This is a genomic window from Sphingosinicella sp. BN140058, assembly GCF_004135585.1.
In the GTDB taxonomy this organism is placed as follows: domain Bacteria; phylum Pseudomonadota; class Alphaproteobacteria; order Sphingomonadales; family Sphingomonadaceae; genus Allosphingosinicella.
On sequence record NZ_CP035501.1, the window covers coordinates 3,972,918 to 3,992,948 of the forward strand.

Consider the following 20,031-nt stretch of genomic DNA (forward strand, 5'->3'; position numbering starts at 1 on the left):
GATGAAGGTCCGCCAGAACCTCTATATCGACCACGAGCTCAGCCGGGCACTGGAGACGCTCGCCGCAGGCTCGCGCGGCAACAAGAGCCACATCGTCAACGATGCGCTGAAAGCCTGGCTCGCCCGGCGTGGGGCGCGGGAGGTGGACGAGCTCCTCAAGCCGCGCCTCGACCGGATGTCGCGGGAGATTGCCGGCGCGCGGCGCGACATCGACGTGCTGCTCGAAAGCCTGTCGCTGTTTGTCCGCTACCAGTTGATGGTCACCGCCCCCTTGCCGGAGGCGGATGCCGCCGCGCGCGCGGTCGGGCGCGACCGGTTCGAGGCCTTCGTCGCCCAGGTCGGTCGGCAGATCGCCGCGGGCCGCCGAACGCTCGGACCGGTGGATCCGAACGGAGGCCTGTCGTGAGCGCGCTCGCCGCGGGTGCGGTGGCGGCGGAGCGCCGTCGGTCGATGCTGCGCACCGCCATGGGGCCGGCCATCGCCGCTGCTCTCGCCGATGCGCGCGTGATCGAGATCATGGTCAATCCCGACGGGGCGCTTCGCGTCGATATCCTCGGGCAGGGGCGCGTCGCGACCGATGTGACGCTCGAACAGGCGCAGGTCGAACGGATCATCCGGCTGGTGGCGTCGCATGTCCGTGCCGAAGTGGATGCCGAGCGGCCGATCGTCTCGGCCGAGCTGCCGCCGCACGGCCAGGGCGCCGGCGAGCGCTTCGAAGGCATCCTTCCGCCCGTGGCGCCCGGTCCTTGCTTCTCGATCCGGAAGCCCGCCGCCCGGATCTACACGCTCTCCGACTATGTCCGCGACGGCATCATGCCCGCCCAGGCGGCACGATTGCTGTCGTTGTCTGTGGTCGAACGCCGCAACATCCTCGTTGCCGGGGGCACCAGTTCGGGCAAGACGACGCTCGCCAATGCGCTGCTGGCCGAAATGGCGCATCTCGATGAACGGGTGATCCTGATCGAGGACACGCGCGAGCTGCAGTCGCCTGCACCCGACACGGTTGCGCTGCGCACGCGGGCCGGCTTCGTGACGATGGGCGATCTCGTGCGCTCGACCCTTCGCCTGCGGCCCGACCGGATCATCGTCGGCGAGGTGAGGGGCGGCGAGGCTCTCGACATGCTCAAGGCCTGGAACACCGGCCATCCCGGCGGGATCGCCACCGTTCATGCCAACAGCGCCGGATCGGCGCTCCACCGTATCGAGCAGCTCATCCAGGAAGTCGCGGTCACCGTGCCGCGGCAACTGATCGCCGACGCCATCGACACGATCGTGTTCATCGCCGGCCGGGGTGCCGGGCGGCGCATCGAAACCATCGCCTGTGTCGCTGGCCTCGATCCGGACGGCGGCTACGCACTCCGCGATCTCTTCGCATCACCCTCGAACCACACAGGAGACTGACATGCGCATGTTTCGCACTTTCGTTTCTGCCCGCCTGCTGCTGACCGGCATGGCTGCCGGCCTTTGTGTGACGTTCGCCGGCGCAGCCCATGCCAGCGGCTCCGGCATGCCGTGGGAGGAGCCGCTGCAGCAGGTGCTGGAGTCGGTGCAGGGGCCGGTCGCAAAGATCGTCGCGGTGATCATCATCATCACCACCGGCCTGACGCTTGCCTTTGGCGAGACCGCCGGCGGCTTTCGGCGCCTGATCCAGATCGTGTTCGGCCTGTCGATCGCGTTCGCGGCCTCATCCTTCTTCCTGTCCTTCTTCAGCTTTGCCGGCGGAGCTCTGATCGCATGAGCCACATCGACGGATACGAGGCGCCGATCCATGCCAGCCTCGGGCAGCCGATCCTGCTCGGCGGCGCGCCGCGCGGGATCGCCATCGTCAACGGCACGATCGCGGCGGCCGTCGGCCTCGGGCTGCAGCAATGGCTGGTCGGCCTCTTCCTGTGGGCAGGCGGGCACAGCGTCGCCGTGTTCGCCGCGCGCCGCGACCCGGATTTCGGGCCCGTCCTGCTCCGTCACCTGAACCAGAAGGGCTATTGGGGATGCTGAACCTCGCCGAATATCGGTCGCGGGCGGACCGTCTCGCCGACCACCTGCCCTGGGCGGCGTCGGTGGCGCCGGGCGTGGTGCTGAACAAGGACGGGAGCTTCCAGCGCAGCTTCGCCTTTCGTGGTCCCGATCTCGAAAGCGCGACCGAGGCCGAGCTCGTCTCCGCCTGCGCCCGCGCCAACAATGCGCTGAAGCGGCTTGGCTCGGGCTGGGCCCTGTTCTTCGAAGCCGAGCGGCGGGAGGCCCAGGGTTATCCGGAAGGCCGCTTCCCGGATGCGGCATCCTGGCTGGTCGACCAGGAGCGCCGCGCCGGCTTCGAGGCGGCCGGCCGCCACTTCGAGAGCGTCTTTCACGGGACTTTGCTGTGGTTGCCGCCTGCGGACGGCAAGGACGCGGCCGCGCGCACCCTCGTCGAACGGCCGGGTGAGGCGCAAGGGCGGGACTGGCGTGCGGCGCTTGCCGGATTCGTCGCCGAGACCGATCGGGTGCTCGATCTCCTGTCGGGGTTCATGCCGGAGGTGCGGGCACTCGGCGATGCCGAGACGCTTACCTATCTGCACGGCACGATCTCCGATCGGCGCCACCGGGTCGGAGTGCCGGAGACGCCCGTCTATCTCGACGCGGTGCTCGCCGACACGCCGCTCGTCGGCGGCCTCGAGCCGAAGCTCGGTGCCCTTCACCTGCGCACGCTGACCCTGCTCGGATTCCCGAGCCTCAGCCGTCCCGGCCTGCTCGACGCGCTCAACCACCAGGATTTCGGCTATCGCTGGGTAACCCGCTTCATCGCCCTCGACACGAGCGAGGCGACGCGGGCGCTGACCCGAATCCGGCGGCAATGGTTCAACAAGCGCAAGTCGGTCACCGCCCTGCTGCGCGAGGTGATGTACAACCAGCCGGCGCAATTGCTCGACAGCGATGCCGACAACAAGGTCGTCGATGCCGATCTCGCCCTGCAGCTGCTCGGCGCCGATCATGTCGCGTTCGGCCATCTGACCACCACCATAACCGTCGCCGACACCGACCGCGCGCGCGTCGAGGACAAGGTGCGGGCGGTCGAGCGGGTGGTCAACGGCCTCGGCTTCACCTGCATCCGCGAGAGCGTGAACGCGGTCGAGGCGTGGCTGTCCTCGCTGCCGGGCCAGGTCTATGCCAATGTGCGCCAGCCGCTGGTTCACACCCTGAACCTTGCCCATCTGATGCCGCTGTCGGCGGTCTGGGCCGGACCCGAAGCCAATCGCCATTTCGGCGGACCGCCCTTGCTCCATGCGCAGAGCAGCGGATCGACGCCGTTCCGGCTCTCGACCCATGTCGGCGACGTCGGCCACATGCTCGTCGTCGGCCCCACCGGTGCCGGCAAGTCGGTGCTGCTCGCCCTCATCGCCTTCCAGTTCCGGCGCTATGCCGGGTCGCAGGTCTATATCTTCGACAAGGGCTATTCGGCCCGGGCGGCGGTGCTGGCGATGGGCGGCGCCCATCATGCGCTGGGGCAGGAGAAAGACGGCGGCGGAGACCTCGCCTTCCAGCCTCTCCGTGCGATCGACGATCCGGCGGAGCGCAGCTGGGCAGCGGAATGGATAACGGCGCTGCTGGCCCAGGACGGGGTCGCGGTCACGCCCGAGGTCAAGGAAGTGGTGTGGTCGGCGCTCGGCAGCCTTGCCTCGGCGCCTGCCGAGGAGCGTACGCTCACCGGCCTTGCCATTCTGCTCCAGTCGGCGGCGCTCCGCACCGCGCTCGCCGCCTACACGCTCGAGGGCCCGTACGGCCGCCTGCTCGACGCCGCGGAGCAGGGCCTCGCGCTTTGCGACGTGCAATGTTTCGAGACCGAGGCGCTGATGGGCCGGACAGGCGTGGTCGCCCCGGTGCTGACCTACCTTTTTCACCGGCTGGAGGAGCGGTTCGACGGACGTCCGACCCTGCTGGTGCTCGACGAGGCCTGGATCTTTCTCGACCATCCCCTGTTCGCCGCCCGCATCCGCGAATGGCTGAAGACCTTGCGGAAGAAGAACGTGGCGGTGCTGTTCGCCACCCAGAGCCTCGCCGACATTGCCCGAAGCGCTATCGCTCCCGCAATCCTCGAGAGCTGTCCGCAGCGAATCCTCCTGCCCAACGACCGGGCAATCGAGCCGCAGTCGCGGGAGGCCTATGCGCGGTTCGGATTGAACGACCGGCAGATCGAACTGGTCAGCCGCGCAACGCCCAAGCGCCATTATTACCTGCAGTCCGCGCGCGGCAACCGCCTGTTCGAGCTTGGGCTCGGGCCGATCGCGCTCGCATTTTGCGGCGCCTCCGATCCGGCGAGCCAGGCGCGCATCGATGCCTTGCTCGCCGAGCATGGCCCCGAGGCCTTCGCGGCCCGCTTCCTCGAAAGCGCCGGCCTCGACTGGGCCGCCGACCTCCTCGCCGACTTTCCCGACGATCAACCGAAGGAGTAGATGACATGCGCACGTCCACCCGCAAATATCTCGTCGTCACGGCGCTCGGCATCGCCGCTTTGGGGTCTCTCGCTTGTGCGCTTGGCATCTCTGCAGCGCCCGCGCACGCGCAGCTCAAGGTGTTCGATCCGACCAATTACAGCCAGAATCTGCTTACCGCGGCGCGGACGCTGCAGCAGATCAACAACCAGATCCAGTCGCTACAGAACGAAACACGGATGCTGAGCAACCAGGCGAAGAACCTGTCCAGGATCGACTTCCCGGAGCTGCGGCAATTGACCGGCGACCTGGAGGCAATCGACCGGCTGATGGCGCAGGCGCAAGGGCTGGATTTCGGGATCGACGGTCTCGACGCACGCCTGGAGCGGCTGTTTCCGCAGGGAGTCGATGCGGGGATCGGCGCGCACCAGCGCGTGATCGACGCCAAGGCACGGCTGGAGGCCGCGCGGGCGGGGTTCCGCCGGGCGATCGGCGTCCAGTCTCAGCTGATGGCCAATTTGAAGGCCGACGCCGAGGCGCTGGATCGGATCGTCGGCAGGAGCCAGGGCGCCGAAGGCGCGCTCCAGGCGCAGCAGGCCGCGAACCAGCTGCTCGCGCTGACCGCCAAGCAGCAATTCCAGATCCAGACTCTGATGGCTGCCCAATATCGTGCCGAAGCCACGGACGCGGCACGCCGCGCCCAGGCCGAGGCGGAGGGACAGGCCGCCACCAGCAAGTTCCTCGGATCCGGGTCCGCTTACACGCCCGACTGAACGCCCGCCCGATGCCGGGCGGCGGGCAAGCGTGAAGCCGCATCGCCGCCCGGCTTCCCGGCTCCCGAGCGCCTCGCTCCACCCCTTACGCTGGACAAGATGCGTGACCGACCTCAACGTCATCGACCGCTTCCTGCAAGCCTTCATCCGCTACATCGACAGCGGGTTCGGGCTGCTCGGCGCCGACGTCCAGTTCCTCACGGCAACCCTGATCGGCATCGACATCACGCTTGCCGGCCTGTTCTGGGCGGTGGGCGGCGAGGACAATGTGATCGGCCGCTTCCTCCGCAAGATCCTCTATATCGGCGCCTTCTCGCTGATCCTGAACAGCTTCTCGCTGCTCGCCGACATCATCTTCCGGTCGTTCGCGCAGGCCGGGCTGACGGCTGGGGGAGGGACCCTGTCCGCCGAGGACCTGCTGCGGCCGGGCCGCCTTGCCGCGACCGGATACTCGGCCGCCTGGCCCCTGCTGGAGCAGGCCTCGGGCATGATGGGGTTCGTCAGTTTCTTCGAGAATTTCCTGACCATCTCGGTGCTGCTCTTCGCCTGGGCGATCGTCATCCTCGCCTTCTTCATCCTCGCCGTGCAGATGTTCGTGACGATCATCGAGTTCAAGCTGACCAGCCTCGCCGGCTTCGTGCTGGTCCCGTTTGCGCTCTGGAACCGCACCGCCTTCCTCGCCGAGCGGGTGCTCGGCAACGTGGTCTCGTCAGGCATCAAGGTGATGGCGCTGGCGGTGATCGTCGGCATCGGCGCCAATTTCTTCGAGGCGTTCACGACCTCGATGCAGAGGCAGGAACCGGACCTCGCTGCCGCCATGAGCCTGGCGCTGGGCGCGCTGTCGCTGTTCGGCCTCGGGATCTTCGGGCCGGGCATCGCGTCGGGCCTGGTCGCCGGTGCGCCCCAGCTCGGCGCCGGCGCGGCGCTCGGCACCGCCGCAGGCGCCGCCGGAGTGACCTTGCTTGCGGGAGGCGCGGCGGCTGGCGCCGCTCGCGCCGCCGGGGGCGCCGCGCTCGGTGCTGTCCGGGCCGGCACCTCCATGGGATCGGCGGCATCGACCGCTTACAGTCTCGGCAAGGAGACCGCGTCGTCACCAAGCGTTGGCGCGGGGCTCGGCGGCGTCGCACGGGCCGCCGGCGGTGCGATGCGCAACCGCGCGTCAGCCACGCTCGGCCTCGGCGAGGCCGCGGAGCGCGGCCGCGCAGCGGCATGGAACGCACTCAATCGAAAGCGCGCGGACGGTGGTTCCCCGAGCCCGGAGCCGACGGCGCAGACGCCCGCCTGGGCGCAGGCGCTGCGCAGCCGGCAAACGGCGCGCCACCATCAGCAAGCCGTCCTGCATGCTCTCCAGCAAGGCGACCGCGGCGGCGCGTCCGCCCACCCTGACATCAAGGAAAGGGACGAGTGATGATCTTCAAGCGCGCCGTCCAGCGTTTTGGACGGACACCGCAACCCGAAACGCCCTACCAAAGGGCAGCCCAGGTCTGGGACGAGAGGATCGGCTCCGCACGGGTCCAGGCACGCAACTGGCGACTGATGGCCTTCTGCACCCTGGCGCTGAGCAGTGCGCTGTCGGGGGGACTTCTCTGGCAGTCGCTCCAGAGCCGCATCGTTCCCTATGTGGTCGAGGTCGACCGCCTCGGCGAAGCCCGGGCGGTGTCCAGAGCGGAGGCGACGTTCCGGCCCAACGACGCGCAGATCGCCTGGCACCTCGCAAGGTTCGTCGAGAATGTGCGCGGCGTCTCGCTCGATCCGGTGCTGATGCGCCGCGCCTGGCTGTCGGCCTACGACTTTGCGACCGAACGCGGCGCGAAATTCCTGAACGATTATGCGCGTGCCGCCGACCCGTTCGCGCGCGTCGGGGACCGGGCGGTGTCGGTCCAGGTCACCAGCGTGGTGCGTGCGTCCGACCATTCGTTTCAGGTGAAATGGACCGAGACGGTCTACGACCGCGGCAGCGAAGCGGGGTCGTCGCACTGGACGGCTATGGTGACGATCGTGACCAGGCCGCCCGCGTCCGCGGAGACGCTCCGCGCGAACCCGCTCGGCATCTATGTCGATGCGATCGACTGGACTCGTGAGCTCGACCCGGCGGCCGCGGCGCGCCTGCAGCCGCCCAGCTGGATGCCGTCGGGCTCCCCCGTCGATCCCGATGCCGCCAATCGTCCGAATGTCCGCCCGGAGGTTCAGCCATGATCCACTCTCTTCGACCTTCCCTGATGCTTGCCACTTGTCTTGCCGCTGCGGCAGGGGATGCCTGCGCGTCGCTGGGCGGACCGCCTGCCCGAAACGTGGCGCCACCGCCGGGGAGCTTGCCGCGGGCGGCCGCCGGGCGGGGCTTCGCGGGTGCAGTGTCGGTCCAGCCCTTTGCGCAAGGGACCACCTATGAGGTGATCACCGCGCCCGGACGGGTGACTGACATCGCGCTCCAGCCCGGCGAGACACTGGTAGCAGTCGCAAGCGGGGACACGGCGCGCTGGGTGATCGGCGACACCACGAGCGGATCCGGTCCCGACAAGCGGACGCACGTGCTGGTCAAGCCGTTCGGCCCAGGCCTTGCCACCAACCTCGTCATCACCACCGACAGGCGCACTTATTATGTCGCGCTCACCAGCGTGGCGAGGTCAGCGATGACGTCGCTGTCCTGGACCTACCCCGCCGATGCGCTGATCGCGCTCGAACATCAGGCGGCCGCGGCCGAGGCGGCATCACCGGTGGCGGCAGGACTCGAGGTCGAGCAGCTGCGCTTCAATTATGCGATATCGGGAGACCGACCGTCGTGGCGTCCCGTGCGTGCCTTCGACGACGGGCGGCGCACCTTCATCGAGTTTCCGGAGACGCTCGCCGTCGGCGAGGCGCCACCCATTTTCCTGCTCGGACCTGGCGAAGAGGCCGAGCTGGTCAACTACCGCGTCAGGGGCCGCTTCTATGTGGTCGACCGCATCTTCGAAGCCGCGGAGCTCCGGCTGGGCACCAGGAAGCAGGTGAAGGTGCGCATTCGCCGGCTGGAGGGCGCAACGTCGCGGAGCGGGTCATGAACGCCGAGGCGCAACAACCGCCCATGGCGGTCGATGCTTCCGGGCCTGCGCCTGCGCCTGCGCCTGCCAAGGCGGATCCGGAATCGCTCGCATTGCGCGCGGACCCGCCGCGCGTGATCCGGTTCAAGCGTGGCGCGATCATCGCGGCCGCGGCGCTCGGCTCCGTCGGACTTGCAGTCACCGCGTGGACGGCATTCGGATCGTCGTCTTTCCGCTTCCGCGCGCCGCCTGATGGTCGGGTTGTGGTGGCAAAGCCGAGCGCGGAGGCCGTGAGCAATCTCCCTGGAGATTATGGCGAGGTGCCCAGATTGGGACCTCCGTTGCCCGGGGATCTGGGCCGGCCGATCCTCGAGCACCAGCGCAAGAACCTGAACGAACCAGCGGCGCAAGCGGCGGAGCCGGCAAGAGAGGCTGCGGAGATCGAGCGGGAGAAGCGGGCTGCGGACCTGCGCGCGGCACGGGAGTCGGGATTGCTCGTCGCGGTAAGCACCCGATCGGATCGGCCGGCCTCCGCCGGGGCGACGCTCGATGCCGCGCCGGAGCAAAGGGTCGATGCCTCACGAGGTGCAACCGAGCCCGATCGGGGATCCGCGAACCAGCAGCGGAAGGCCGACGTCGTCAGCTCTCGGGACGGCGGCTCCGACGTCAATCGTTATCGGCTGACGCCGCCCGCGTCGCCCGACATGCTGTCTGCAGGAAGCCTGATCGCCGCGAGCCTGATCACGGGGATCAGGTCCGATGTGCCGGGGATCGTGATCGCCCAGGTCACCGAGCGCGTGTTCGACAGCGCAACCGGCACGCGGCTGCTGATACCACAAGGCGCGCGGTTGATCGGGCGCTATGACAGCGTGATCGCATTCGGCCAGCGTCGTGCCCTGGTCGTCTGGCAGCGGATCATCATGCCCGATGGCAGTTCGGTGCGTCTCGACGACGTGCCTGCAACGGACCCCTCGGGCTATGCCGGCCTCGCCGACGAGGTCGACTTCCACACCTGGACGCTGTTGAAAGGCGCCGCGATTTCGACGCTCCTCGGCGTCGGCGCGAGCCTGACCTTCTCCGGCGAGAGCGATCTCGTCCAGGCGATACGAGAGTCGACGCAGCAGAACACGTCCCGGGCGGGAGATCAGCTGACCGCCCGCAACCTGCAGATCCCGCCGACCATCACCATCCGGCCTGGCGCACCCGTCCGCCTCGTCGTTCATCGCGACCTTGTCCTCGCGCCCTGGAAGGAGTGAGTTCATGCCGGAGCTGAGGCTCGCAAGATTGCCGGATCGCACCCCGGTCAAGGCGACGATCACCCTGCCACCGGGTCTTCACCAGGCGCTGCAGGATTATGCCCGCGTCTACGCGGCGGCCTATGGCGAGGAGGAGCCGATAGCGGAGCTCATCCCGGCAATTCTCGCCAGCTTCCTCGAAAGCGATCGCGCATTCGTGCGGGCGCGGGATGCCATGCGGGACAGCGACAAGTGATGGATGTGCCGGAAGCTGTGATTGTCCGGATCGACTCTCGTCCACCGGCGGGAGCCTCGACGTGACGCAGACCGGATTTTGTGCCGGGAAAATCCCGACCGTGTTCCCCGGGAAATGGGGCGCGTCTCGATGGCTTGCTGCGCTGCTGGCCTCTCAGCCGGGGCGTTGCCCGGCTTGGCCGCCATTGGGTGGCCTTGCCATCTGCCCATTCTTGACCCTGTGCGGTTGGCTGAATCTACGCCGGGGCGACGCGCGCGAGTGGTTCTCACGCCGGCGCGACCGGACATCGAACCCGCGCGAGCGTATCGATCGGAATCGCCATTTCGAGCTGGAAAGCTCCGCGTTGGTCATTCGCCTTATGCCGGTCTTCAACGCGCGATTTCCGGAAGACGACACGGCCGCTTAGGCGATCGGACGAGAGCGGTTCGTCGCGCGGGTCGCGCGGCGGCTCGGGGACGGCGACTTGGCATTCCAGCTGGACCGGGGACGTTGACCATGTCGGTGCGCAGTGTCGGCGAAGGAGCCATGGGCGGCGCGGCCGCGGAGGCTTCGATGCCGATCACCGTGCGGGTTCGGGAGGCATGCCGTCTCACCGGCATCGGCCGCTCCAAGATGTACATGTTGATTCAGGAGGGGCATATCGAGGTGGTCAAGGTGGGCTCGATGACCCTGATCACGATGCGCAGCCTGACGGCGTTCCTGCTCCCGCCGCCACGACCGTGATCCTCGATCCGGGCGTGCCCTGATTGCTCCCGACGGAAGGCAGGAGACCAGGCAGGCGCCTCGACTTCTGCCACGGTGCCGGTCATGGCTCACGGGCCTCCTTGCGACCTCCCGTCCAGCCTGCGGGACAACCCCGATCGCAAAACCCGCTAATCACCGTCTTGGAACAAATCGGAAACAAATCCTTGCGTTTTTCGCATCTTCTGGGTAGGCATGGAGGACGGCTCGGCTTCGAGTCTCGTGCCATTCTTGTCCCGGATGCCCATGGAACAGCTTATCATAATCTCGGCCGCCGGATCTGCCGCGGCTGCCCTGCTCGGCGGCCTCGGCTGGCTCATCTACCGCGCCTGCCTCGGTATCGCGCTGGTGATCGATGCCAGGGCCCGACGGGAGGCGCGTCGGTCGGCGTTCAAGCTTGCCGCGCGCCGGAAGCGGGAACGCCGGCCCTGAGCGCAGGGCCTGAGTCCGGGACTCGCGTGGATTTCGATCCCTGCCGGGACCTTGGCGCCCTCGAGGATCCTGTTGGCGACCGTCTCGATATCGAAGCACTCGCTAGGGGGCTCGGGCTTCGAGGATGCGGATCCCGTGGTGGGCACGGAAGCGACCCGCACCGCTCTCCGCCAAAGGGGCTCCCGCCTGCGCTCGTGGTAACGCATGCGGGCAATGCGGCGAAGAGGGACGGTCGCCGCGATGCAGCTTAGCCATTTGCGACTTCCTGTCGATGCGACTGCCCATTCGATGTTCGCCGATGCTCAGAACCTGCGTGCATCGCCGGGGAGGGCGTTCGCCGCGGCTCAGGCCACGCACATCAGCTGCGAGGGGAAAGCGGCCGCGAGGGTGCAGATGTCATCCGTGTCGCCGCCGAGCCATCGTGCCTCGTCTTCCTCGTGCAGGATGACCGGACAGGCCTTGGGATGGACCCGGCCGACGATGTGCGTGGACGGATCCCCGTCATATCCGCAGGTGAGGAAGGCGAAGGCCTTGCCAGCCTCCGTCGGCCGCCAGACCCCGGCAAAGGAAAAGATCGGCCGCGAAGGAAGCGAGAACCAGCGTGCGAGCTTGGCGCCCTTCTCGCCTTCCCACTCGCAGAAGTCGGTGACCGGCACCAGGCAGCGACGGGCCGGATCCTTGAGGGAGGACCGCCAGAAGGGCGAGGAGAGGTTGCGGACGTTGGTCACCTTCTTGTCCAGCATCTTGCCGCTCGCGCCGCGTACCTTGGTCGGAAAACCCCAGGCGGCCGTGTCGAGCAGCCGGCGTCCTCCCTCCTCGCGTACCATCCAGCCGATCCGGTCGGGAAACAGCTCGGGCGGCGGCAGCGGGGACGGTTCGGGCATCACGATCGCCGGATCGATGCCGAACCTGAGGGCGATTTCCTCCTGCTTGGCCGACATCCTGTAACGATTGCACATGCGTCCCGCTTTCCTGTTCCCCGCGGATGTTAAGCCTGCATCCCGGACGGCGCGCAAGGGCATCATTGCAGGGTGGGCGGAGCCTGCGGCCGCAGCTGTTCGATGCGGGTCCGGATGGCCATCCAGGTGCGAGCGCCCGCCAGATCCCGTCGCGGAGCAGCTGGTCGATGCGCCGTTCGGAATGCGCCACGGCATCCTCACCATGCTGGCGAATCGTCTCGTTGGCACAGGCCCAAAGCTCCCAGTCGGGAAGGCTCATCTGCCGGCCCCGCAATCGAGGCTGAGCACCCGGCCTATGTCTTGTAGAGAGGCCATGAGCGAGGAAGCGGCGTGCGCAGAGTAGCAAATTACCTGCCGCGACGATCTCCCCGCCCTCATATTGCGCCTCGCCCGTACCGCCCGCCCGCGTCCCGGGTGGCGGGCAGGATCGTACGAGATCGGCGATGCGCTGCCAATTGCCCCGCCTTCGACATGCGCTGCCCCGCCCGGCGCCGCTTCGGCCGCAAGGTCCTGGAGGAGGGGCGGCTCCGCGGCATCCTGCCTGTCACTCGGGAATGGAGCGGACAATTGTTGCGATGGAAGGCAGGGCACGGAAAAGTGTCCGCCGAGTCCTCGTTCGGCCGGGTGGCCGCCATGCATGTCCAGGCCCCTCGCGGTTAAAGGTGGCGGCGCATGTCCATTCATGCACTCAACACCCGGCTTCATTCCCCGGTGCCATGGAGGCCGCGATTTTCGCCGCGGGGTGTCTCGGCAAGCTCGCATAGTCCGGTGGCGTCTCTGCGCCTGCTGAACAATCGACTTATAGCCGAACTATAAGCTGGGTACCTGACCGCATCGGCTTATTCTTTCCCGTGCCATGGCCATGGCATTCAAACGGAAGGAAACAGCCATGAACCGCGATAACCAGGACCTGCTCGAACTCGGCGTCGTCAGCACCGACACCCGAGGCATTCTCGGCGCGAAGGAGGATTTCGAGGGCCTCCAGCGTGTCCCGGCCGGTCTCACCGACGACTGACGGGATCGGCGCGCGTCCGGCTGTCCGGGCGCGCGCTTCCCCGGCTCCGCCGCCATGGCGCTTCGCCTCCGCGACAATCTGGCCTTTTGCCTCTGCGGAGGGCGGGCCGTCTTCCTCGACCTCGAAGCCGACCGTTATTTCTGCCTGCCACCCGTTGCCGATCGCGCGTTCCGGGCGCTCCTTGCCGGCGGCGAGGCGGACGTCGGAGCGCTTGCGCCGCTCATCGGCCGGGGCTTGCTGCTCGGGAATGAAGGGCCGGGATTGGAATACGAACAGAGTGCAACCGTGCCGGCAGCGTCGCGAGCGTCCGGCATCGATGACGGCCGCCGGCCCTCCTGGCGAATGATCGTCGAGGCGCTGATCGCCCAGCATGCCGCGGCCGGGAGGCTCCGGCGCCGCCGCCTGCTCGATCTCGTCGCTGGCATCAGGGCGCGGGCGGAGCGGCTCGGCAACCCACCGGCCGAAGTCGAACGGGCGGCGGCGAATGTCGCCGCGGCCTTCGCATCGAGCGCCCTCTGGCTCGGGCGCCACGACCGCTGCCTGCCACGCTCGCTCGCGCTCCTCGCAATGTGTCACCGCCGCCGGATCCCGGCCTCGCTCCTGTTCGGTGTCGGCGCGGAGCCGTTCGCGGCCCATAGCTGGGTGCAGCTCGGCGACGCGGTGCTCACCGGCGACCTCGAGCAGGTCCAGCAGTTCACGCCCATTCTGGTGGTGCCGTGAGAAGCCGCTACCTTCTGCTGGCAGCCACTGGCTGCGGACGGGAACTGCCCGATCCGGTCGCACTGGCGAGGCGCACCGGCCTGTCCCTGAGCCTCGCCGCCGACCGGTTCGCCCTGCTCACCGCAGGGTGCCCGGCCATCCATCTCGCCGGCGGCAAGGGCGTCGTGATCGGAACGCTGTTCGCGCGCCATGGCCGCGCCCGGGCGGTGGGGACGCTGTCGGAAGAGGATGAGGCGGCGATCCTTGCCAGTGAAGGGGCTATGCTGCTTCGATCCTTCTGGGGCGGCTTCGTCGCGATGGTTCCGTGCGGCGAGGGCGTGCGGATGTTGCGCGATCCCTGCGGGGCCCTGCCATGTTATTATGCACGCTGCCCGGGCGTGCTGTTGTTCGCTTCGGATGCCGACCTGCTCATCGACAGTGGACTGGTCCCGTGCCGGATCGACTGGGGCGCCCTCGCGCGGCATCTTCATGGCGGCGGAATGCCGGTGCGCGAGACGGCCCTCGCCGGAATCGAGGAATTGCTGCCGGGTTTCTCGATCGACATGGGTCCCGGATCGCTCGAACAGAGGCAGCGATGGTCACCCTGGGACCATGTCGAGCCGGCGCCGGTGCGCGGACGCGAGACCCTGGCCGAGATGCTGCACCGCATTGTCGACCATTGCGTCCACGCCTGGTCGTCCCGATTCCGGCGCGTCCTCGTCAGCGTCTCGGGCGGGCTCGACTCTTCCATCGTCGCATCGTGCCTCGCGAAAGCGGATGTCGATTGCGTCTGCCTGACGATGTTCGGCGAGGATCCGAGCGGCGACGAACGCGAACATGCCCGGCGCCTTGCCGATCACCTGGGCCTGCGCCTGATCGAGCGGCCGTTCCGGCTTTCGGACGTGGACATCTTCACGGCCATCGACGGCCATCTGCCGCGGCCGACGGGGCGCATGCAGGACGCCGCCTATGAGCGCGCGCATCTCGAGGTCGCCGGTGCCGAGGACATTGACGGCTTCTTCACCGGAAGCGGCGGCGACAACGTGCTCGGCTTCTCGCAGTCGGCGGCGGCGATCGCCGACCGCTGGCTGGTCGAGGGCCTCGGCGCCGGTGCCCGGCAGACCCTGCTCGATGTCTGCCGTCAGACAGGCTGCAGCCTGGCCGAGGCGGCGCGGGCCGCCTGGCGGATCCGGTGGGCGCCGCCCGGCTATTGCTGGCGCCCGGATCGGCTCTTCCTGGCCTCGGAGATGATCGACAGGCTCGGGGCGTTTCCGCGCCATCCCTGGCTCCAGGCTCCGCCCGGTGCACTGCCCGGCAAGGCAGCGCACATCGCGGCCTTGCTGAGGGTGCAACAGTCGCTCGAGCCCGGGCGGAGCCGCTACGCTCCCGTCGTCCATCCCTTGCTGTCGCAGCCGATCGCCGAGTTCTGCCTTGGAATTGCGAGCTGGACCTGGCGGTCGGGAGGCGTCGATCGGGCGGTGGCGCGCGACGCATTCGCCTGCGACCTTCCGGCGGAGGTCGTGCGCCGGCGGGGCAAGGGCGGTCCCGACGGGTTCAGCAACCGCCTCGTCGAGCATCACCGTTCCGCCATTGCCGACCGGCTGCTCGACGGACATCTCGCCGGGCACAAGCTGCTCGATCGCGCCGCGCTCGAGCTGGTGCTTCGTGACGCGCGGCCGCCCGGCGGTGCGGAGCGGGTACGGATCCTGCGGCTGGGGGCGGCGGAAGCCTGGCTCGATTGCTGGATCGAGCGCTGCGCCGCTAGCCGCCGGACGCCGCAGCATCCGTCCTGAGCTGGTCCCAGTGTCGCAATTCCTCTCGCCTTGCCGGGTCCGCGGACCGGACGCCGCGCAGCCAGAAATCGAACCAGTCGAGCGCCCGGCGGTAAACCGCGAGCCGGTGGGCGGGCTGCCATTTGACGTGATGTTCGCCGGGGAAAACGTACATGTCGGCCGGCGCACCGACTTCGCGCAAAGCAGTAAAGCTCTCGATCGCGCTCAGCAGCTCGTCGTCGGAGGTCTGGATGAGCAGCGGCACGCGAACCCGCGGCGCATTGCGGCGAAGCGACAGCCGGTCCCAGAAGGCTGCTCCGTCCTCGGTGAGACGCGGAAATCCTTCCGCCTGGAAGTGACGCGCCGCGGCCGGGCCGACCCGCGCCGGCATGCTGGTGTCGAGGCAGCAGCTGCTGATTGCGGCCGCCGAGAACAAGCGGCTGTGGAGCAGGGCGAAAGCGGCGGTAACCGCGCCGTCGCTGAGACCGGTGATCCCGATCCTCGCCGGATCCGCGATCCCTTCGCTGATCAGCATCCGCACGCCGCTTTCGACCGAGGAGAGCGCGCTCAGCCGGTCGGTGAAGCCCTCGACATCGAGCCGCGCCGCTTCGGCGGGATCGTCGGGCGAGATGATGTCGCCGAGCGAAGCCGGCCGGCTGACGCTGAGCACCGCATAGCCGCGGCCAGCCAGAGCCTGGATCGGATATTCGTCACCGGTTCCGCCGCGCAGGAAGCCGCGTGTGTCATATTGCACGACGACCAGCGGACATGCCGTCCCTGGACGATAGCCGACCGGCAGCACGAGATCGCCGACCGTCTCGATTGCGAATGCGTTCCGCCAGCGCAGTCGCCTGACCGCGCCGAGCGCAAGCTGCGGCCATTCCGGGTTGGGGTCGAACAGCAGCTGCCGCTCGCCCGTCTCGGGATCGAGCCGCTCCAGGCGGCGCGGCGTCAGCGAGCCTTCCCTGAGGCAGACGAGCAACGTGCCGGCCGGAACGCAGTCGACGAGAACATCCCGGGTGCGGTAGAGCTGTTTCGGGGACCCGGCTCCGGGTTCCCATTCGTAGATCGACGTCTCGCTGCGCGCCCAGCCCTCGCGGGCGAGGAATCGCACCCGCCGGCCGTCGGGCGTCCACCAGGGTCGCGACGCCGCCGCGCAGATATCGTCCCCGCAGGCGATGGTTCGTCCGTCCTGCGTGTCGACGACCAGCTGCATCGTGCCGCGGGAGTGGGGCGGGCCGGCTGCCCTGATCGAGACGCTCGCGCCGTCGATGGTCCGTGCCGAAGTCCAGATCGTCTCCCGCATGTCCCCGGCATCGGCGATCCGCGCCGCTTCCTCGGGCCGGGCCGGCCGCGCAGCGACCGACCCATGCTCCTGGACGAAGAGCTCGGGCGGAACCGGCGCCGGCGGAAAAGGCCGCCGCGCGGCGCTCGGCGCGAAGCGATCGTCATAATGGAAGCCGGTTCGCCCTTCGCTGGCGATGGCGGCGTGAGCCCGGGCAAGCCCGGGGCGGGTGACATAGAGGATCGTCGCGTCCGGAAGGATGCGGAAATCCTCGACATCGGTCTGGCTTGCGGTCAGCGGCCGGCTGCCTTCCCCGTTCGCACCGGCCCGCCAGACCTGGGTGACGTCGTCCTTGCGCTTGAGGAACGCGATCCAGCGTCCGTCCGGCGCCCATCTCGGCGTGACCGCGATCGGCACGCCCGTCGGGAAATCGGCCTTGCCGAACGCCTCGATCCGCCACCGGATGAGATCGCCGCCACGGTCGACGATACGCGGCACCGCGCCCGGGCGCAGCTCGATGACTGCCATTGCGAGACAATGAAGATTGCGCCCGGGATCCGCCCGCCGAAGCTGGAAGGCGGCGCGCCGGCCGTCCGGGGACAGGGTGAACAGACGTCCATAGAGGGCAGAATGATCGGACGGGCCGATATCCAGCAGGCGGGCGAGATCCTCCGGCTCGACCGGCCGCCTGGGTCCAGCCGCAGCAGCGGCCGGGGGCAGCATCGGGCAGGAACCGGCCGCAGCGTCGCCAGAACTTGCATTCGGGACGCCGGGCAAAGCGGCCGCCGCGGCGGCGAGCAGTCGCAGCATCACCATGATTTTGAGACCGAGAGCATGAGGAAGCGGCCGATCGGCGACTGGTTGGTCGAGTCATAGGGCGGCGCTGCGGGATCGCGATTGCGGATCGGGTCGGGGTGCTCGTCGAGGAGATTGCGCGCGGAGATCCTGAGCTCGACGCCTCGCAGCGGCCCGTGCGTCGCCGCTGCACGGATACGCCCGCTGAGGTCCAGCGTGACGAACGGTCCGATGTTCGTGCGCTCCGGGAACCGATCGTCGACGACGCTGCCGACATAGTTCAGAAACCCGGAAAGGCCGAGCCTGCCCTTCTCGTAACTGGCGCCGAGCCGCCCCCGCCAGCGCGGCGGGTTGAAGATCAGCCCGGCGCGCTGGAGGACGGGCAGCCCTGCGGTGAGCTGGCGTTCGCTTTCGAGATAGCTGCCGGCAAGGTCGAGCTGCAGCGTACCGGCCGCCACGTCTGCCTGATAGGTGATGCCGACATCGACGCCGCGGGCGCGTTCACGCGCGGTGTTGCGCAGCCTGGCGTCGAGTATCGCACCGACCTTGTCCGCATCGAACGGCTCGTCGGTCAGATTGTCGAGGCCGAGCGGGAGCGAGGCGAGCAGCTCGGCGATTCGCGCGGGGGAGGGGGCGAACTCGACGAGATCCCGATAGGCGGGAGAGCTCAGCGAAGGCACCAGCGACTCGACGGGGAATCCCACCCGGTCGCGATAGTCGATGTCGAAGTAGCTCGCCTCGAGCTTGATTCCCGGGATGATGCGCGGCGTCAGGGCGGCGGTCACCGTCCAGGTGGTCGCACGCTCGGAGCCGAGATCGGGATTGCCCCCGTCGAGCACCAGCACGGTTGCGCCGTCGCCGAGCGGCGGCGACGGCGGCAGGAACAGGTCGGATGGGTAGAGCACCCCTATCGGTGCCTGGTTGACCTGGAAGAGGGTCGGGATCTTGAACGAACGTCCCCAGCTGGCGCGCAGGATCAGGTCGGTAGTGGGCTGGTAGATGAGCCCGAGCTTCGGCGTCGCGACCGAATCAATGCCCTGATAGCGCTCGTAACGGAGGGCGGCACTGAGGCGAAGCCGCTCCACCAGGGGCATCGCGTTGACGGCGCCGACCAGCGGCACCGAAAGCTCTCCATAGGCGAACTGGATGTCGCGCGCCTCGGTGATGTCGCGGGTCACGCGTGAGGCTCCCCGGATCACCTGACTGATCTTAACGTCGAGCGCGACCGAGCGAAGGCCGCCGCCGATGGCGAGGCGCACCGGCCCGCCGGGAATGGTGAACAACGGACCTTCCGCACCCGCTTCTATCGCGCTGTATCGGTTCCCGTAGACGAGGCGCTGGCGTGTCTCGACCGCCGAGAGAAAGCGACGCCCGTAAATCTCGGTCCGGCTGGCGCCGCGCGAGACGCTAAGCGAGGCTTGCCAATCCCCCGGCAGCGCCGCGCGAAGCGTCGGCGTGATCGCATAGGTGTCAACCGTGGGGCGGTTGAGCAGCCCGTTGGTGAAGACATCGGACGTCGTGAAGAAGACATTCGCCTTCTCGGAGCTTCGATGGCTGACGAGAGCATCGAGCTCGAAGTCGAGCCAGTCGGCGAGTCGTTGATGCCCGGCGATCGTCCCGCTCGCCTGCGAATAGCGCGCGATCAGGGTGGCCGACGGGTCGAGCCCCGCCGCATAATCTCGGTCTCGGGCCTCGATCGGCGAGGATCGGCTATGGTCGAACGCCGCCATGAAGCCGCCGGATGCCCAGCGGGTTCCCGCGATCCCCGCAATCTGCTGCTGCGCCGAGCCGCCTCCGGTGGCGGCGCCGACCCGGGCACTCAGCTGGGCGCCCTGGTAATCGCGGCGAAGGAGGATGTTGGCGACGCCTGCCACCGCATCGGAGCCGTAGAGGGCGGACGCGCCGTCCGGAATGACTTCGACACGCTCGACCGCGACGAGCGGGATCGTGCCGATGTCGATGCCCTGGGTGAAACTGTCATAGGCGACACGATGTCCGTTGACGAGGGTGAGCGTGGCGTCCGCGCCGAGGCCGCGAAGGTCGAGCGTCGTCGAGTTGTTGACATTGGTCTGACCGCCTTGCTGCCCGCCACCGGCGACGCCGGGATTTTGGCCTCCGGTATAATTCTGGGGCAGGATCCGCGACAGACCGCCAAGATCGCTCAAGCCCGCATTTTCGAGATCGCCGCGCGTCGCAACGATCACCGGAGATGCGCTGGCCGCACCGCGGATACGGGTGCCGGTGATCGTGATTCCCGCTTCCTGGGCCGGGCTGCGACCCAGGCCGCTTGCCGCATTCGCGCGGACCACGAACAACGCGTCCTGGCGTTCCACCACCACGAGGCCGCTGCCCTCGAGCGCGGCGCGCACCGCCGCCTCGGCGGTCATCGACCCGATTATCGCGGGCGCGCGTCGGTTGCGGACGAGCTCGGAGTCGAACAGGATTTCGCGCCCGCTTGCCAGCGCGATCGCGCGAAGGGTGGAGTCGAGCGGCTGCTCGGGCAGGTTGTAGGTGGCTTCGAGCCGTGCCTGCGCGGTCGCGGGGCATGCCGCGAGAGCCGTTGCGACAGCCGACGCGGCGAGGAAGCCGGCGCGCAGTGCGCCATTCAATTTGGTCATCGTCACCCTCCCATCAGCCGGTCTCCAG

The 20,031-nt window shown here is 68.5% G+C and carries 20 protein-coding genes; 17 read left to right on the forward strand and 3 right to left on the reverse strand.

Annotation, left to right across the window (positions count from 1 at the left end):
* Position 1 precedes the first annotated feature (1 nt).
* From ETR14_RS17785 to ETR14_RS17850, 14 genes are all read left to right on the forward strand, one after another.
* Complete coding sequence (locus tag ETR14_RS17785) at positions 2-406, forward strand: CopG family transcriptional regulator (RefSeq protein ID WP_129386925.1); 405 nt, start codon at positions 2-4, stop codon at positions 404-406.
* 44 nt (positions 407-450) lie between these two features.
* Positions 451-1,401, forward strand: a complete 951-nt coding sequence (trbB, locus tag ETR14_RS17790; RefSeq protein WP_129392057.1) for a P-type conjugative transfer ATPase TrbB — start codon at positions 451-453, stop codon at positions 1,399-1,401.
* Positions 1,402-1,408: 7 nt separating this feature from the next.
* Positions 1,409-1,738, forward strand: a complete 330-nt coding sequence (locus ETR14_RS17795) for a TrbC/VirB2 family protein (RefSeq protein ID WP_371416822.1) — start codon at positions 1,409-1,411, stop codon at positions 1,736-1,738.
* Positions 1,735-1,995 (forward strand): VirB3 family type IV secretion system protein, encoded by a 261-nt coding sequence (locus tag ETR14_RS17800; RefSeq protein ID WP_129386931.1) that lies wholly within the window; start codon positions 1,735-1,737, stop codon positions 1,993-1,995. Before ETR14_RS17795 ends, ETR14_RS17800 begins: the two co-directional genes overlap by 4 nt.
* A complete protein-coding gene (gene trbE / locus ETR14_RS17805) occupies positions 1,989-4,427 on the forward strand; it encodes a conjugal transfer protein TrbE (protein ID WP_129386934.1) in 2,439 nt (812 codons plus the stop codon). The genes ETR14_RS17800 and trbE overlap by 7 nt, the downstream gene beginning before the upstream one ends.
* A gap of 5 nt (positions 4,428-4,432) precedes the next feature.
* Positions 4,433-5,179 (forward strand): P-type conjugative transfer protein TrbJ, encoded by a 747-nt coding sequence (gene trbJ, locus ETR14_RS17810; RefSeq protein ID WP_129386936.1) that lies wholly within the window; start codon positions 4,433-4,435, stop codon positions 5,177-5,179.
* A gap of 103 nt (positions 5,180-5,282) precedes the next feature.
* Complete coding sequence (gene trbL, locus ETR14_RS17815; protein ID WP_129386938.1) at positions 5,283-6,587, forward strand: P-type conjugative transfer protein TrbL; 1,305 nt, start codon at positions 5,283-5,285, stop codon at positions 6,585-6,587.
* Positions 6,587-7,375 (forward strand): conjugal transfer protein TrbF, encoded by a 789-nt coding sequence (gene trbF, locus ETR14_RS17820; RefSeq protein ID WP_129392060.1) that lies wholly within the window; start codon positions 6,587-6,589, stop codon positions 7,373-7,375. Before trbL ends, trbF begins: the two co-directional genes overlap by 1 nt.
* Positions 7,372-8,217, forward strand: coding sequence for a P-type conjugative transfer protein TrbG (gene trbG / locus ETR14_RS17825; RefSeq protein WP_129386941.1), 846 nt, complete (start codon positions 7,372-7,374; stop codon positions 8,215-8,217). Before trbF ends, trbG begins: the two co-directional genes overlap by 4 nt.
* Positions 8,214-9,452, forward strand: coding sequence for a TrbI/VirB10 family protein (locus tag ETR14_RS17830; RefSeq protein ID WP_243455570.1), 1,239 nt, complete (start codon positions 8,214-8,216; stop codon positions 9,450-9,452). The genes trbG and ETR14_RS17830 overlap by 4 nt, the downstream gene beginning before the upstream one ends.
* Before the next feature lie 4 nt (positions 9,453-9,456).
* Entirely contained in the window at positions 9,457-9,687 is a 231-nt protein-coding gene (locus tag ETR14_RS17835) for a DUF2274 domain-containing protein (RefSeq protein ID WP_129386944.1), read from the forward strand.
* A 61-nt stretch (positions 9,688-9,748) separates the two neighbouring features.
* Positions 9,749-10,093: a hypothetical protein gene (locus tag ETR14_RS17840; RefSeq protein ID WP_129386947.1), complete on the forward strand. Its 345-nt coding sequence runs from the start codon at positions 9,749-9,751 to the stop codon at positions 10,091-10,093.
* Between the two features lie 119 nt (positions 10,094-10,212).
* A complete protein-coding gene (locus tag ETR14_RS17845; RefSeq protein ID WP_129386950.1) occupies positions 10,213-10,410 on the forward strand; it encodes a helix-turn-helix domain-containing protein in 198 nt (65 codons plus the stop codon).
* Positions 10,411-10,674: 264 nt separating this feature from the next.
* Positions 10,675-10,860 (forward strand): hypothetical protein, encoded by a 186-nt coding sequence (locus ETR14_RS17850; RefSeq protein WP_129386953.1) that lies wholly within the window; start codon positions 10,675-10,677, stop codon positions 10,858-10,860.
* 344 nt (positions 10,861-11,204) lie between these two features.
* On the opposite strand, the gene ETR14_RS17855 is transcribed toward ETR14_RS17850, so the two are convergent.
* Positions 11,205-11,819 carry an SOS response-associated peptidase family protein gene (locus ETR14_RS17855; protein ID WP_129386956.1) on the reverse strand — a complete coding sequence of 205 codons (615 nt, stop codon included), beginning with the start codon at positions 11,817-11,819 and terminating at the stop codon, positions 11,205-11,207.
* An 889-nt stretch (positions 11,820-12,708) separates the two neighbouring features.
* On the opposite strand from ETR14_RS17855, the gene ETR14_RS17865 reads away from it, so the two are divergent.
* From ETR14_RS17865 to ETR14_RS17875, 3 genes are read left to right on the forward strand one after another with little or no spacing between them, the layout of a single operon-like run.
* On the forward strand, positions 12,709-12,834 hold the full coding sequence (locus ETR14_RS17865) for a benenodin family lasso peptide (RefSeq protein ID WP_165356510.1): 126 nt from the start codon (positions 12,709-12,711) through the stop codon (positions 12,832-12,834).
* Positions 12,835-12,888: 54 nt separating this feature from the next.
* Positions 12,889-13,554, forward strand: coding sequence for a lasso peptide biosynthesis B2 protein (locus tag ETR14_RS17870; RefSeq protein ID WP_129386962.1), 666 nt, complete (start codon positions 12,889-12,891; stop codon positions 13,552-13,554).
* Positions 13,551-15,326 (forward strand): asparagine synthetase B family protein, encoded by a 1,776-nt coding sequence (locus ETR14_RS17875; RefSeq protein WP_129386964.1) that lies wholly within the window; start codon positions 13,551-13,553, stop codon positions 15,324-15,326. Before ETR14_RS17870 ends, ETR14_RS17875 begins: the two co-directional genes overlap by 4 nt.
* On the opposite strand, the gene ETR14_RS17880 is transcribed toward ETR14_RS17875, so the two are convergent.
* Both ETR14_RS17880 and ETR14_RS17885 read right to left on the reverse strand, forming a co-directional pair.
* Positions 15,295-17,406, reverse strand: coding sequence for an Atxe2 family lasso peptide isopeptidase (locus ETR14_RS17880; RefSeq protein ID WP_129386967.1), 2,112 nt, complete (start codon positions 17,404-17,406; stop codon positions 15,295-15,297). The genes ETR14_RS17875 and ETR14_RS17880 overlap by 32 nt on opposite strands.
* Entirely contained in the window at positions 17,400-20,003 is a 2,604-nt protein-coding gene (locus tag ETR14_RS17885) for a TonB-dependent receptor (protein ID WP_129386970.1), read from the reverse strand. Before ETR14_RS17885 ends, ETR14_RS17880 begins: the two co-directional genes overlap by 7 nt.
* Positions 20,004-20,031: the final 28 nt, after the last annotated feature.

What these genes read in the sequence shown, in the direction of transcription:
- ETR14_RS17800 (WP_129386931.1), top strand. Translation starts at nt 1,735, where the DNA reads ATGAGCCACATCGACGGATACGAGGCGCCGATCCATGCCAGCCTCGGG.
- ETR14_RS17885 (WP_129386970.1), bottom strand. Translation starts at nt 20,003, where the DNA reads ATGACCAAATTGAATGGCGCACTGCGCGCCGGCTTCCTCGCCGCGTCG.
- trbF (WP_129392060.1), top strand. Translation starts at nt 6,587, where the DNA reads ATGATCTTCAAGCGCGCCGTCCAGCGTTTTGGACGGACACCGCAACCC.
- ETR14_RS17850 (WP_129386953.1), top strand. Translation starts at nt 10,675, where the DNA reads ATGGAACAGCTTATCATAATCTCGGCCGCCGGATCTGCCGCGGCTGCC.
- ETR14_RS17785 (WP_129386925.1), top strand. Translation starts at nt 2, where the DNA reads ATGAAGGTCCGCCAGAACCTCTATATCGACCACGAGCTCAGCCGGGCA.
- ETR14_RS17865 (WP_165356510.1), top strand. Translation starts at nt 12,709, where the DNA reads ATGAACCGCGATAACCAGGACCTGCTCGAACTCGGCGTCGTCAGCACC.
- ETR14_RS17870 (WP_129386962.1), top strand. Translation starts at nt 12,889, where the DNA reads ATGGCGCTTCGCCTCCGCGACAATCTGGCCTTTTGCCTCTGCGGAGGG.
- trbE (WP_129386934.1), top strand. Translation starts at nt 1,989, where the DNA reads ATGCTGAACCTCGCCGAATATCGGTCGCGGGCGGACCGTCTCGCCGAC.
- ETR14_RS17880 (WP_129386967.1), bottom strand. Translation starts at nt 17,406, where the DNA reads ATGGTGATGCTGCGACTGCTCGCCGCCGCGGCGGCCGCTTTGCCCGGC.
- trbJ (WP_129386936.1), top strand. Translation starts at nt 4,433, where the DNA reads ATGCGCACGTCCACCCGCAAATATCTCGTCGTCACGGCGCTCGGCATC.
- trbB (WP_129392057.1), top strand. Translation starts at nt 451, where the DNA reads ATGCTGCGCACCGCCATGGGGCCGGCCATCGCCGCTGCTCTCGCCGAT.
- ETR14_RS17855 (WP_129386956.1), bottom strand. Translation starts at nt 11,819, where the DNA reads ATGTGCAATCGTTACAGGATGTCGGCCAAGCAGGAGGAAATCGCCCTC.
- ETR14_RS17835 (WP_129386944.1), top strand. Translation starts at nt 9,457, where the DNA reads ATGCCGGAGCTGAGGCTCGCAAGATTGCCGGATCGCACCCCGGTCAAG.
- ETR14_RS17830 (WP_243455570.1), top strand. Translation starts at nt 8,214, where the DNA reads ATGAACGCCGAGGCGCAACAACCGCCCATGGCGGTCGATGCTTCCGGG.
- ETR14_RS17845 (WP_129386950.1), top strand. Translation starts at nt 10,213, where the DNA reads ATGGGCGGCGCGGCCGCGGAGGCTTCGATGCCGATCACCGTGCGGGTT.
- trbG (WP_129386941.1), top strand. Translation starts at nt 7,372, where the DNA reads ATGATCCACTCTCTTCGACCTTCCCTGATGCTTGCCACTTGTCTTGCC.
- ETR14_RS17795 (WP_371416822.1), top strand. Translation starts at nt 1,409, where the DNA reads ATGTTTCGCACTTTCGTTTCTGCCCGCCTGCTGCTGACCGGCATGGCT.